Annotated in this window: 11 protein-coding genes; 3 read left to right on the forward strand and 8 right to left on the reverse strand. The window is 71.8% G+C overall.

Features of this window, described 5'->3' with window-relative positions:
- Nucleotides 1-8: 8 nt before the first annotated feature.
- The 8 genes from JJI54_RS22345 to JJI54_RS22380 form a co-directional block, all read right to left on the reverse strand.
- Nucleotides 9-971 (reverse strand): tripartite tricarboxylate transporter substrate binding protein, encoded by a 963-nt coding sequence (locus JJI54_RS22345; protein WP_203075271.1) that lies wholly within the window; start codon nucleotides 969-971, stop codon nucleotides 9-11.
- Between the two features lie 74 nt (nucleotides 972-1,045).
- Nucleotides 1,046-1,627: an SRPBCC family protein gene (locus JJI54_RS22350; protein ID WP_203075272.1), complete on the reverse strand. Its 582-nt coding sequence runs from the start codon at nucleotides 1,625-1,627 to the stop codon at nucleotides 1,046-1,048.
- Complete coding sequence (locus tag JJI54_RS22355; protein WP_203075273.1) at nucleotides 1,624-3,954, reverse strand: xanthine dehydrogenase family protein molybdopterin-binding subunit; 2,331 nt, start codon at nucleotides 3,952-3,954, stop codon at nucleotides 1,624-1,626. Before JJI54_RS22355 ends, JJI54_RS22350 begins: the two co-directional genes overlap by 4 nt.
- On the reverse strand, nucleotides 3,951-4,448 hold the full coding sequence (locus JJI54_RS22360) for a (2Fe-2S)-binding protein (RefSeq protein ID WP_226381990.1): 498 nt from the start codon (nucleotides 4,446-4,448) through the stop codon (nucleotides 3,951-3,953). The genes JJI54_RS22355 and JJI54_RS22360 overlap by 4 nt, the downstream gene beginning before the upstream one ends.
- A complete protein-coding gene (locus tag JJI54_RS22365; protein ID WP_203075274.1) occupies nucleotides 4,445-5,302 on the reverse strand; it encodes an FAD binding domain-containing protein in 858 nt (285 codons plus the stop codon). The genes JJI54_RS22360 and JJI54_RS22365 overlap by 4 nt, the downstream gene beginning before the upstream one ends.
- On the reverse strand, nucleotides 5,299-7,590 hold the full coding sequence (locus tag JJI54_RS22370; protein ID WP_203075276.1) for a xanthine dehydrogenase family protein molybdopterin-binding subunit: 2,292 nt from the start codon (nucleotides 7,588-7,590) through the stop codon (nucleotides 5,299-5,301). Before JJI54_RS22370 ends, JJI54_RS22365 begins: the two co-directional genes overlap by 4 nt.
- A complete protein-coding gene (locus JJI54_RS22375; RefSeq protein WP_203075277.1) occupies nucleotides 7,587-8,060 on the reverse strand; it encodes a (2Fe-2S)-binding protein in 474 nt (157 codons plus the stop codon). Before JJI54_RS22375 ends, JJI54_RS22370 begins: the two co-directional genes overlap by 4 nt.
- Entirely contained in the window at nucleotides 8,057-8,923 is an 867-nt protein-coding gene (locus JJI54_RS22380) for an FAD binding domain-containing protein (RefSeq protein WP_203075278.1), read from the reverse strand. The genes JJI54_RS22375 and JJI54_RS22380 overlap by 4 nt, the downstream gene beginning before the upstream one ends.
- 190 nt (nucleotides 8,924-9,113) lie before the next feature.
- Between JJI54_RS22380 and JJI54_RS22385 the strand changes: the two genes are divergently transcribed.
- The 3 genes from JJI54_RS22385 to JJI54_RS22395 are packed head-to-tail and all read left to right on the forward strand — an operon-like array spanning nucleotide 9,114 to nucleotide 12,492.
- On the forward strand, nucleotides 9,114-10,760 hold the full coding sequence (locus JJI54_RS22385; protein ID WP_203075280.1) for a class I adenylate-forming enzyme family protein: 1,647 nt from the start codon (nucleotides 9,114-9,116) through the stop codon (nucleotides 10,758-10,760).
- The gene (locus JJI54_RS22390; protein WP_203075282.1) at nucleotides 10,760-11,746 is read left to right on the forward strand and encodes an NADPH:quinone oxidoreductase family protein; all 987 of its coding nucleotides are present in this window, start codon (nucleotides 10,760-10,762) and stop codon (nucleotides 11,744-11,746) included. The genes JJI54_RS22385 and JJI54_RS22390 overlap by 1 nt, the downstream gene beginning before the upstream one ends.
- Nucleotides 11,747-11,763: 17 nt before the next feature.
- Nucleotides 11,764-12,492 (forward strand): class II aldolase/adducin family protein, encoded by a 729-nt coding sequence (locus tag JJI54_RS22395; RefSeq protein WP_203075284.1) that lies wholly within the window; start codon nucleotides 11,764-11,766, stop codon nucleotides 12,490-12,492.
- Nucleotides 12,493-12,509: the final 17 nt, after the last annotated feature.

Below are 12,509 nucleotides of genomic sequence, written 5' to 3' on the forward strand. Positions count from 1 at the left end.
CCGTCTCCTCAGCCCGCGGTGATGCGCTGGGTGGTGATGAGGTTGCGCCACATCTCGAACTCCGCGCGCAGGGTGCGCTCGGCCTCCGCCGGCGTGGTGAAGCGCACCTCCGCGCCGGCGCGCTCGAAGGCATTCGCCGTCTCCGGCCGGCGCAGCACGGTCTGCAGCGCGGCGTGGAGCGAGGCGACGGTTGCCGCCGGCGTGGCGGACGGCACGAAGACGCCGAGCCAGAGATCGACGACGAAATCGGGAAAGCCCGACTCCGCCATGGTCGGCACGTCCCGCAGGCTGGAGGGGCGGGTGGTGCCGGTGGTGGCGATGGCGCGCAGCCTGCCATCCGCGATCAGCCCCCGCGCACCGGCGATGCTGCTGAAGGTGAAGGGCACGGCGCCCGACATCACATCCGGCATGGCGGCGGCGATGCCGCGATAGGGCACATGCGTCGCGGCGATGCCGGTGCGGAGGTTCAGCAACTCACCCGCCAGGTGCGGCGTGGTGCCCACGCCGGCGGAGGCGAAGGTCAGCGCGCCGGGGCGCGTGCGGCCGAACTCCACGATCTCCCGCATCGTGCGGAAGGGCTGGTTCGGCGCCGCGACGACGACGAGGGGCGAGGAGCTGATGATGGAGACGCAGGTGAGATCCCGGAACAGGTCGTAGGGGACATTCGCCTGCAGGGAGGGGTTGATGACCACCGCGGGGTCCATCACCAGCGCCGTGGTGCCATCCGGCGCCGACTTCGCGACATGGTCGGTGCCGATCATGCCGCCCGCGCCGGGGCGGTTGTCGGCCACCGCGGCGATGCCGGCGGTCTCCGCCAGCGCCATGCCGACGACGCGCCCCAGCGTATCCACCACGCCGCCCGGCGCGTAGGGCAGCACGAGGCGCAGCGGCCGCTGCTGCGCGCGTGCCGGCGCCGCGGCCAGCGCCGCCAGGCCAGCCAGGAAGGCCGCGCGGGTGATGGAATGCGTCATGGTGGAAGCCCCCGATGGTTGTGTCGCCGAACCCTGCTTTCTTCGTGCTTGTGGTGCCGTGCGGTGCGGCCGCGTCAGCGCCGGCCGAGGATGGATCGAAGCCAGGACAGCAGCGCGCGCCAGACCAGGCCGAAGCCGCCGATGGGTGCCGCCTGCGGTGGCGGCGCGGGCGACGCTTCGGGCGCGGGCCCTGCCGCCGGCGCGTCCCGCGCGATCATCGCGCGCAGCCGTTCCGCGAATTGCCCGATCAGCTCCGCCGCCACCGCCTGGATGATGCCCGCGCCGCGGCCATACTGCGCGACGGCGCCGGAGAGGGTGACATCGGTGGTGATGTCCACGCGCGTGCCCGTCGGCACGGGCAGCAGCGCGAAGCCCACCACGGCATTGGCGCCGCCGCGTCCCTTCTGGTCCGTCCCCTGCGCCTTGACCTTCGCGGTGTGAGTCGCATCGTCCAGTTCCTCGAACCGCGCCGTGCCGGCGAAGGTCAGGGCGACGGGGCCGAGCTTGACGGCAACGCGGCCCTTGAAGCTGCGCTCGTCGATCACCTCCGTCAGTTCGGCGCCCGGCATGCAGGGGGCGATGCGCTGCACGTCGCGCAGCAGGGCCCAGGCCTCGGCGGGCGGCAGCGGCACCTCGAAGCTGTTGTCGAACTTCATCGCGCGGCATCCCCCAGCATGGCCGCCACCACGTCATGCGGCGCGATCGGCACGCGGCTGATGCGCGCGCCGAAGGGCGAGAGCGCATCCTCCACCGCGGAGGCGATGGCCGCCGCCACGGGAATCACGCCGGATTCGCCGACGCCCTTGATGCCAAGCGGGTTCAGCGGCGTCGGGCTCTCCAGATGGCCGATGGAAAGGGCGTGCGGCATCTCCGTCGCGCTCATCAGCAGGTATTCCGCGAGGTTGGTGGTCACGGGCTGCGCCTGGTCATCGAAGCCCATCCGTTCGAACAACGCATTGCCGATGCCATGCGCGATGCCGCCCAGCACCTGGCCCTCCACGATCCGCGGATGCAGCGCACGGCCGCAATCATGCACGAAGCTGAGCCGCGCGATGGCGACGTTGCCGGTGCCGGCATCGACCTCGACCTCCGCCACGCAGCTGCCATTGGCGTAGGTCATGGGGTCGATCACCACCTCCTCCGCCGCCGCGATGCCCGCCTTGCCACCGGGCAGCGCGAAGCCCGGCAGCCCGGCCGCGGCGCGCGCCACCTCCGCCAGCGTCACCTGCATGCCCGTGCCGGTGACGCGCACGGCACGGCCCGCGATCTCGAGGTCCGCTTCCGAGACCTCCAGCAGCGTCGCCGCCACCTGCAGCACGCGGTCGCGCACCTTCAGCGAGGCGACATGCGCGGAGGTGCCGGCCATCACCGCCTGGCGGCTGTTGAAGCCGCCGAGGCCGAGGGGCGAGGTCGCGGTATCGCCCGCGGAGACCTCCACATTCGCCATGTCGCCGCCGAGCTGCTCCGCGACGAGCTGCGCCAGCATGGTCCGCGTGGACTGGCCCATCGGCGCCGCGCCCGTGGCCACGAAGATGCGGCCCGAGGGTTCGAGGCGGACGGAGACATGCTCGAAGGGCCCGCGCCCGGTGCCCTCGACATAGTTGGCGACACCGATGCCGAGGTGGCGGCCCTGCGCCCGCGCCGCCGCCTGCCGCTGCGCGAAGCCGTCCCAATCCGCGCGTTGCAAGGCTTCCGCCATGCACCGGGGAAAATCGCCGGAATCCAGCACGACCTGCATGCCGCCACGGGTCTTCAGCGGCGTGGCATAGGGCATGCGGTCGGCGGGCACGAGGTTGCGGCGCCGGATCTCCGCGCGGTCCAGGCCGAGCTGCTGCGCCGCGCGGTCCAGCAGCCGCTCCATCGCGAAGACGCCCTGCGGCTGCCCCGCGCCGCGGATCGGCGTGACCGGCACCTTGTTCGTCACGGCGGAGCGCGAGCGGATGCGATAGGCGGGCACGAGATAGGCCAGCGGCATGGCGGAGAGCGCGCCATAGGCGACGTTCAGCCCGCGCGCCGTCCAGGCGCCATGGTCGTGGATCATCTCGCCCCGCACGCCGAGGATGCGGCCTTCCGCATCCACTGCGAGTTCGACATCCCAGACCTGGTCGCGTTCCTGCGTCGCGGCGATGAAGTGTTCCCGCCGGTCCTCGATCCACTTCACCGGCCGGCCGAGCAGCCGCGAAGCGGCGGCGACCGCCGCTTCCTCGGGATAGAAGACCAGCTTCGGGCCGAAGCCGCCACCGACATCGGGCGTGACCACGCGCACGCGATCTTCCGCGAGGCCGAGGATGTCGCAGAGCATGCGCCGCGCGACATGCGGCGTCTGGGTGCTGGACCAGACCGTGAGGCGATCCTCGATGGGATCGGGGATGGCGACCAGCCCGCGGCATTCCATGGAATGCGCGACGCCGCGATGCTGCGAGAGGGTTTCCCGCACGACAACCGCCGCGTTGGCGAAGGCGGCGTCGGGATCACCGAAGCCGAGGGTGAAGTCGCCGACGAGGTTGTGCGGTGCGCCCTGGTGCGCCGTGGGCGCGCCATCCGCCAGCGCGGCGACGCAGTCGGCCACGGCATCGAGGGGATCGTAATCGACCTCCACCAGCGCCAGCGCATCCTCCGCGATGTAGCGGTCATCCGCGACGATGATGGCGACGGCATCCCCGACATGAACCACCTCGCCCGACGCCAGCACGGGGCGATCCAACGTCTGGCGGAAGGCGGGGCTGGGGAGGGCGACCTTCAACCGCGTCTCCGCGAGGTGTGGGTCGAGATCGGCCGCGGTCAGCACCAGGCGCACGCCGGGCAGGGCGCGCGCGGCGCTGGCATCGATGGCGCGGATCGCCGCATGGGCGAAGGGGCTGCGCAGGAAGGCGGCGTGCAGTGCGCCCTCGGGGCGGATATCGTCCACGAAGCGCGCGCGGCCGCGCAGCAGGGGCGGATCCTCCAGCCGCGCCACGTCGCGGAAGGCGGTGCCGCCGCTCATGCCGCGCCCCGCATGACGGCAGCGGCTTCCAGCGTGGCGGCGACGATCGGCTCATAGCCCGTGCAGCGGCAGAGATTGCCGGAGATGGCGATGCGCACCTCCTCCGCCGTCGGCGCCGGGACTTCGCCCAGGAATTCCAGCAGCGTCGTCAGGATTCCCGGGGTGCAGAAGCCGCATTGCAGCGCATGGTGCTTCGCGAAGGCGGCCTGCAGGGGATGCAGCGTGGCGGCATCGGGCGCGATGCCCTCCACCGTCGTCACCGCGCAGCCTTCCGCCTGCACCGCCAGCATCAGGCAGGACCGCACGGCGCGGCCCTCCACCAGCACGGTGCAGGCGCCGCAGACGCCATGCTCGCAGCCGAGATGCGTGCCCGTCAGGCCGAGGTCCTGGCGCAGGTAATCCGCCAGCGTGCGGCGGACGGAAACCGTCGCCGATCGCGCGGTGCCGTTGACCGTGCAGGCGACCTCGCGCGCCAGGCTTCGATCCATGCTCATGCGCGCCCCATCCGCGACAGGGCCGTCGCGATGGCACGGCCCAGCAGCACGCCGGCGAGGTGGCGGCGATACCAGGCGGGCACCAGCGCATCCTCCATCGGTTCCAGGGATCTCGTGGCCGCCACCGCGCGGGTGATATCGGGGGTGCCGCGCAGCGCGGCCTCGGCTTCCGGCAGCCGCAGCGGCACGGCGCCGACACCGCCGAGCGCCACGCGCGCCTCCGCGATCCGCCCCGCCGCATCCGGCACCAGCATCACGGCGACGGAGGCGATGGCGAAGTCGCCATGGCGGCGCGCGTATTCGAGGAAGCAGTGGCCGGCGCCGGCGAGCTGCGCGGGGATGCGCACGGCAACCAGCAACTCCTCCGCCTCCATCCCCGGCGTCATGTAGCCCTGCGCGAAATCGGCGAAGGCGATGTCACGTTGCCCGTTCGGGCCGGCGACCCGGACCACCGCTTCCATCGCCGCCGCCACCAGCGGCAGTTCCGCGGCGGGGTCGAGGTGGCAGAGCGAGCCGCCGATGGTGCCGCGGTTGCGCGTCTGCCGATGACCCACCTGCGCCAGCGCCTCCACCATCAGCGGACAGCGACGCGCCACCTCCGGATGCTGTTCCAGCACGCGCTGGCGGGCCATGGCGCCGATCGTCAGCGCGCCATCCGCTTCCACCGTCACGCCATCCAGCCCGGCAATGCGATTCAGATCGACCAGGTGGTCAGGCTGCGCGAAGCGCATGTTCAGCATCGGCATCATTGATTGTCCGCCCGCCAGCGGCCTTGCATTGGGCAGCGTCGCCAGCAGCGTGATCGCCTCCTCCAGCGTCGCGGGGTCGTGATAGGCGAAGGGCGGCGGCTTCATGCCTCGATCTCCCCGAGCAGGCGCAACACCTCCCGCGGCGTCACCGGCAGGCGCGTGACGAGGCCCTTGTTGCCCAGCGCATCATCGATGGCGGAGGCGATGGCGGCGCCGACGGCATTGGTACCGCCCTCCCCCGCGCCCTTCACGCCGAGCGGGTTCAGCGGGCTCGGCGCATCCTCCGTCACCAGCACGTCGAGTGGCGGCATTTCCGCGATGCTCGGCATCAGGTAATCCGCCAGCGTGGTGGAGAGCGGCTGGCCGCGTTCGTCGTAGCGGAACTCCTCGAACAGCGCGCCGCCGAGGCCCTGGGCGAAGCCACCGATAATCTGGCCCTCCACCAGCTTCGGGTTGACGGCGCGGCCGACATCATAGGCGATGAGGTAGTGTTCCACGCGCACCGCACCCGTCATGCGGTCCAGCGCCACCTGCGCCAGGTGCACGCCATAGGGGTAGGTCATGTGGTCGGAATGGAACCAGCCCTCGGTGGTCAGCCCGGGCACCGCGCGTTCGCGCGAGAGCTTGGTGCCGGCGGCAAGCGCGCGCGCGACCTCCCCGATCGGCAGCGCCGGACCATCCGCGCGGCACACCATGCCATCCGCGATGGAGAGCGATTCCTTCGGCGCCTGCAGCAAGGTCGCCGCCGTCTCCAGCGCCAGGTCCCGCAGCGCGAGGCCCGCCAGGTGCGTCGCCGACCCCGACATGACCGTGACGCGGGAGGCATGCGCGCCGGAGCCGAACTCGATCCGGTTGGTCTGGCCGCGCACCACGCGCACGCGGCGGTAATCCACGCCCAGCGCATCGGCCGCGATCTGCGCCAGCGCCGTCTCCACCCCCTGCCCGACCGAGGCCGCGCCGGTCACCAGTTCCACCACCCCCGTCGGATCGACGGAGATGCGCACGCCATCGGAGGGGCCGAGCCCGCTCTTCTCCACGAAGAAGCCGAGTCCGAGGCCGACGCATTCGCCGGCCTCGCGACGGCGCGCGACATCGGCGGTGCGCGCCTCCCAGCCGAAGCGCGCCAGCGCCTTGTCGAGCAGCGCCGCGTAGTCGCCGGAATCCAGCACCACATCGGTGCCGAGCGCATCGAGCGGCCGCGCATAGGGCATGGCGGAGGCCGGCACGAAGTTGCGACGGCGCACTTCCACGCGATCGATGCCGAGGCGTGCGGCGATGGTATCCATCAGCCTCTCCCGCACGAAGGTGCCCTCATAGCGGCCAGGCGCGCGATAGGTGGCGGCGGGGGTCTTGTTGGTCAGGCGGAAATGGCCGGTGGCGCGATAGGCGGGCACGACATAGGGGCCGAGCAGCAGCCCCGCCGACATGTCGGCCACGCGCGCGCCATGGGTGCGCACATAGGCGCCCTGGTCGTGGAAGAACACATTGTCGATGGCGAGCAGCCGGCCTTCCCCGTCCACCGCCGCGCGCAGCCTGTGCCGCTGCTGGCGTGAATGATTCGTCGCGACCAGATGCTCACGCCGGTCCTCGATCCACTTCACCGGCCGCCGCAGCCGCAGCGCCGCCAGGCAGACCAGCAGGTCCTCCGGATAGAGTTCGCCGCGCACGCCGAAGCCGCCGCCGACATGGCCTTCGAACAGATGGACGGAGGTGGGGGAGCGGCCGAGCAGCCGCGCGATCTCGTCGCGGTTCCAGTGCTGCTTCTTGGCGGTGCCGTGCAGTTCCAGCGTATCCGTCGCCGCATCGTAGCGGGCGATGGCGCCGCGGGTCTCCAGCGGCACGCCGGAATGGCGTCCGATGGACAGGTCCAGTTCCAGCACGGCATGCGCCGCGGCGAAGCCGGTCTCGACCTCCCCATAGGCTTTGCGGACGATGGCGGGCTCCGTCGCATGCGCGGCGTCGAAATCGCGCGGCGTCTCCGCGGCATCGAGCAGCGCGGGCAGTTCCTCGAGCTCCACCAAGACGAGGTCGGCAGCATCCTCGGCCAGCGCGGCATCCTCCGCGAAGACCACGGCGACGGGTTCGCCGACATAGCGCACGCGGCCGCGCGCCAGGATGGGCTGGCAATAGGGCTCCAGCCCCTTGAGCTTCGTCGCGCGGAAGGGAATGGGGGGAATGGTCGCGACATCCTCGCCGCTCCAGGCCGCGACCACGCCCGGAAGCGCCAGTGCGGCGGATACATCGACGGCGAGGAGCCGCGCATGCGCCATCTCCGCCCGCACCACGCGCATATGCAGCTGCCGGGGGAAGCTGATGTCGGCCGCGAAAGCGCCTTCGCCGCGCAGCAGCGGCGGATCCTCCAGTCGCGGGACGGAACGGCCGATGACGCTCATCGCCGCATCACCGACCGCACCGCGGCGAGGATGCCGGCATAGCCCGTGCAGCGGCAGAGGTTGGAGGAGAGGCGCTCCACCATCTCCGCCTCCTCCATCGCCGGGTTCTCCTCCAGCATCGCGGTCGCCAGCATCAGGAAGCCCGGCGTGCAGTAGCCGCATTGCAGCGCATGGTGGTCGGCGAAGGCCTGCTGCAGCGGATGCAGCGTGCCATCCGGCGCGGCCAGGCCCTCCACCGTGCGGATCGCGCAACCTTCCGCCTGCACGGCCAGCACCAGGCAGGCCCGCACCGGCGCGCCATCCATCAGCACGGTGCAGGCGCCGCAGACGCCGTGCTCGCAGCCGAGATGCGTGCCCGTCAGGCCGAGATCCTCGCGCAGCGCCTCCGCCAGGGTGCGTCGCGCCTCCACCGCGATGGTCGCGGCGCGGCCATTCACCGTGAGGCGGACCTTGTGCAGCGTGTCGCTCATGCCGCCAGCGCCTGCGTCATGGTGGCGGCGGCGAGCGCGCGGGAGATGACGGCGCGCAACAGGGCGCGGCGATAGGGCGCATCCTCCATCGGATCGCAGGCGGCGGCAGCGGCGCGGCCGGCTTCCTCGGCCAGGGCAGGGGAGGGCAGGCGGCCCTCGACCAGTGCTTCGACGGCCACCAGGCGGCGCGGCACCGCCTCCACGCCGCCGATGCCGATCCGCGCGTCCCTGATGCGGCCCAGCGCATCCTGCCGCAGCACGACCAGCGCCATGGCCTGGGCAAAGTCGCCGGCGCGGCGGGCCACTTCCTCGAACCCCCAGCGCGCATCATCGGGCAGCAGGGGCAGGGTCACGGCGCGCAGCATCTCATCCGGCGCCAGCGCCGTTTCCAGCGGGCCGCGCAGGAAGGCGCTGGCATCGATCAGGCGTTCACCGCGCACCGACACCGCCTGCATCGTCGCGCCCAGCACGACGGCCACCAGCGGCCATTCGGAAGCGGGATCCGCGTGGCAGAGGCTGCCGCCGAAGCTGCCGCGGGTGCGGATGGGCCAATGCGCGATGTGGCGCACCACGCCTGCCATCAGCGCGCCGAGCGGCCCTGGCGCGACGGGGCGATGGAAGGCGGCGTGGCGCACCAGCGCGCCGATGCGCAGCGCGTCATCCTCCACGCGCAAATCGCCGAGCTCCGCAATGCCGTTGATGTCCACGAGGTGCGGCGGCCGCGCGACGCGCAGCGCCATCGCAGGCAGCAGGCTCTGCCCGCCGGCGAGGATGCGGCCATCCAGCGGCGCCACCTCGGCCAGGGTCGCCATGGCCTCCGCCAGCGTGGCGGGGCGATGCCATTCGAAGGGCGGCGCCTTCACGCCTGCTTGCTCCGCCGCGGCGGCGCCATGATCGTCTCCCGGCCTGCCGGCTAATGTCCTGACATTAGAAGGGAGGTTATCCTGGGTGGTCAAGCGGTGAAACCGGCTGTTGACAGCCCTGCCCGCTCTCTCGCTATTGTCCTGACATTCAGGAAACCCAGGCGGCACACCCACCGGCATGGCCCACACAATGCTTACATTGCTGGACCCGGATCGGCTGCGCCAGGGTTATGATTCCGGCTTCTGGCGCAAGGAGACGCTCTACGCCCGCGCCGCCGCGCAGGCCGCGCGCGCGCCGGGCGCCATCGCCATCCGCGACCGCCGCCGCGCCATCAGCTGGGCCGCGCTGGTCGCCGCCGCGGATGCGCTGGCCGCCGATCTCCGCGCCGCCGGGCTGCGCGCGGGCAACCGCGTGGCGGTCTGGCTGCCGAGCCGGGTGGAGACGCTGGTCGCGCTGCTCGCCTGTTCGCGCGACCGCTATGTCTGCTGCCCCTCCCTGCATCGCGACCACACGGTTGGGGAGGTCGTGGAACTCTGCACCCGCATGCGCGCCGCCGCGCTGATCGCGGAGGCGGGCTACGGCGCCGATGCGCAGCGCCACGATATCTTCGCGGTGGCGCAAGGCATCGCCACGCTGCGGCGCGTGCATCGCCTGGCGCCGCTGGATGACAGCGCGCAAGGTGCCTGGGCCGGGCCCGTGCTGGAAGAGGCGCCGGATGCCGCGCCCATCGCCGCGCCGGATGGCGTGCTCTACCTCGCCTTCACCAGCGGTACGACCGGCGCGCCGAAGGGCGTGATGCACAGCGACAACACGGTGCTGGCCAATGCGCGCGCCATCATCGCGGATTGGTCGCTGACCGACCGCGACGTGATCTGCACGCTGAGCCCGCTGTCGCACAACCTTGGCTTCGGCTGCATCGTGATGGCCTGCGAGACAGGCTGCGAACTGGTGCTGCCCGATTTGCCGCGCGGCGCCTCGCTGCTCGACCGCGTCATCGCCACCGGCACCACCTTCCTCGTCGGCGTGCCGACCCACGCGATCGACCTGCTGGCCGAGATCCGGAAGCGCGGGGAGAACCGCGTCGGCGCGCTTCGCGGCTTCCGCATCTCCGGCGCCGCCGCGCCGCAGAAGGTGGTGGCCGACCTGCTGGCGCATGGCGTCACGCCGCAGAGCGGCTATGGCATGACGGAGGCCTGTTCCACCCACTACACCCTGCCCGGCGATCCGCCCGCCCTCATCACCGGATCCTCCGGCCGCTGCGCCCCGGGCTATGAGGTGCGCGTCTTCTCCCGCGACGATCCGGATCGCGAATTGGCCCCCGGCGAGGTCGGGCAGATCGGCGGGCGCGGCACCAGCCTCATGCTCGGCTACTACGACGACCAGGCCGCGACGGAGGACAGCTTCAACCGCGCCGGCTGGTTCATGACGGGCGACCTCGGCTGGGTGGATGAGCAGGGCTACATCCGCATCACCGGCCGCAAGAAGGACGTGATCATCCGCGGCGGGCACAACATCTTCCCCGCCAAGATCGAGGGCCTCGCGATGCAGCACCCGGCCGTGGCGCGCGCGGCCGCGATGCCGGTGGCGGATGAGCGGCTGGGGGAGCGCGTCTGCCTCGCCGTCATGCTGAAGCCGGGCGCGGCGCTGGAGGCGGAGGCGATGCTCGCGCATCTCGATGCCGCGGGGCTGTCGCGCTACGACATGCCGGAATACTGGCTGCCGGTCGCGGAGATTCCGCTGACGGCCAGCGGCAAGATCCTGAAGCGCGCGGTGCAGGCGGAGCTGGAGGCCGGGCGCCTCTCGCCCGTGCCGGTGCGCTTCAAGGCCAGCGCCTGATGCGCGCCGCGATCGTCCGCCACTTCGGCACGCCATCCGAGGTGACGGCGATGGCGGAGCTGCCGCGTCCCATCCCCGGCAGGGGCGAGGTGCTGCTGCGGGTCAAGGCGGTGTCGCTGAACTATGTGGACCTCGTCGTCATCAGCGGCCGCTACCAGTTCAAGCCCGCTTTGCCCTTCACGCCGGGCAAGGGGCCCGCGGGCATCATCGAGGCCGTGGGCGAGGGCGTCACGGCCTGGAAGCCCGGCGACCGCGTGCTGGCGATGGCGGAGATCGGCAGCTATGCCGAATACGCCCTCGCGCCCGCCGACCAGTGCTATGCGCTGCCGGATGCCATGCCCTTCGCCGATGCCGCCGCCATGGCGCTGGCCTATGACACCGCCTGGTTCGCGCTGCATGAACGTGGCCGCTTGCAGGCGGGGGAGACGGTGCTGGTGCTGGGCGCCTCCGGCGCCGTGGGCCATGCGGCCGTCATGCTCGCCAAGGCCGCCGGCGCGACCGTGCTCGCGGGCATCACGAATCCCGCCAAGGCCTCCATGCTGGTGGATGCCGGGGCGGATGCCATCATCGACCTCGCGGCGCCGGACCTTCGCGACAACCTGCGGGACCAGGTGAAGGCAGCCACGGGCGGCGGCGCCGATGTCGTCATCGACATGCTGGGCGATCTCTACTTCGAGGCCGCGCTGCGCGCGCTCGCCTGGCGCGGGCGCCTCGTCGTCGTGGGCTTCGCCGGCGGGCGGATCCCGGAGGTGAAGGCCAACTACCTGCTGGTGAAGAACATCGAGGTCAGCGGCCTGCAGATCAGCGACTACCGCAAGCGCCGCCCCGCCGATGTCGCCGCCTGCTTCGCCGCGATCTTCGCGCTGCATGGCGCGGGGAAGGTGCGGCCGATGCCGATGGAGACCATGCCGCTCGAGGATGTCGCGCAAGCGCTCGGCCGGCTCGCCACGCGCCAGGTGGCCGGGCGGCTCGTGCTGCTGCCGTGAGGGGGAATGGAACCGCGATGACGCATGACCAGGCCGTGCAGAAGCTGATCCTGGCCGGGAAGATCCTGGTCCACCAGGGCCAGGGCGACATGACGCGCGGCCATGTCTCCGTCCGCGTGCCGGGGCGCGACGACCTCTTCCTGATGAAGCCCAACGGCATCGGGATGGAGGAGATGACGGTGGAGAACATCCTCCTCACCGGCCTCGATGGCGTCGCGCAGCGCGGCCAGGCGCGGCAGCACAGCGAGGTCTTCATCCATTCGGAGATCCTGAAGGCGCGGCCCGACGTGAATTGCGTGGTGCACACGCATCCCGTCCACCTCATCGCGTTGTCCGCCACCGGCAAGCCGCTCCGCCCGCATTGCCAGGGCGGCGCCATCTTCGCCGATCGCCTGCCGGTCTTCGACGCGACCATGCAGCTGATCCGCGACCCCGCCATGGGCGCCGCCGTCGCGCGCGCCCTCGGCCCGCACATGGCCGTCTCGCTGAAGTCCCACGGGCTCGTCATGGCCTGCGCCAGCATCGAGGAAGCGATCGTCTTCACCGTGATGCTGGAGGAAGCCTGCCGCATCCAGCTGCTGATCGAGGCCGCGGGCGGCGCCGCCCCCGAATACCCGCCGGAGGATGTGGCGCTGCTGCGGGAGGCGCAGTCCGCACCGGGCATGATCCTCGCGAACTTCGCCTATCTCGGGCGCCTCGCGACCGGCAGCGCCCTGCCGCCCAGCCTCGCCGGCCTGCCCGCGTGACCCGTAGCGCCGTATCG

It is taken from the genome of Falsiroseomonas ponticola (assembly GCF_016805305.1).
In the GTDB taxonomy this organism is placed as follows: domain Bacteria; phylum Pseudomonadota; class Alphaproteobacteria; order Acetobacterales; family Acetobacteraceae; genus Falsiroseomonas; species Falsiroseomonas ponticola.

What these genes read in the sequence shown, in the direction of transcription:
- JJI54_RS22390 (WP_203075282.1), top strand. Translation starts at nt 10,760, where the DNA reads ATGCGCGCCGCGATCGTCCGCCACTTCGGCACGCCATCCGAGGTGACG.
- JJI54_RS22375 (WP_203075277.1), bottom strand. Translation starts at nt 8,060, where the DNA reads ATGAGCGACACGCTGCACAAGGTCCGCCTCACGGTGAATGGCCGCGCC.
- JJI54_RS22355 (WP_203075273.1), bottom strand. Translation starts at nt 3,954, where the DNA reads ATGAGCGGCGGCACCGCCTTCCGCGACGTGGCGCGGCTGGAGGATCCG.
- JJI54_RS22385 (WP_203075280.1), top strand. Translation starts at nt 9,114, where the DNA reads ATGCTTACATTGCTGGACCCGGATCGGCTGCGCCAGGGTTATGATTCC.
- JJI54_RS22350 (WP_203075272.1), bottom strand. Translation starts at nt 1,627, where the DNA reads ATGAAGTTCGACAACAGCTTCGAGGTGCCGCTGCCGCCCGCCGAGGCC.
- JJI54_RS22365 (WP_203075274.1), bottom strand. Translation starts at nt 5,302, where the DNA reads ATGAAGCCGCCGCCCTTCGCCTATCACGACCCCGCGACGCTGGAGGAG.
- JJI54_RS22345 (WP_203075271.1), bottom strand. Translation starts at nt 971, where the DNA reads ATGACGCATTCCATCACCCGCGCGGCCTTCCTGGCTGGCCTGGCGGCG.
- JJI54_RS22360 (WP_226381990.1), bottom strand. Translation starts at nt 4,448, where the DNA reads ATGAGCATGGATCGAAGCCTGGCGCGCGAGGTCGCCTGCACGGTCAAC.
- JJI54_RS22395 (WP_203075284.1), top strand. Translation starts at nt 11,764, where the DNA reads ATGACGCATGACCAGGCCGTGCAGAAGCTGATCCTGGCCGGGAAGATC.
- JJI54_RS22370 (WP_203075276.1), bottom strand. Translation starts at nt 7,590, where the DNA reads ATGAGCGTCATCGGCCGTTCCGTCCCGCGACTGGAGGATCCGCCGCTG.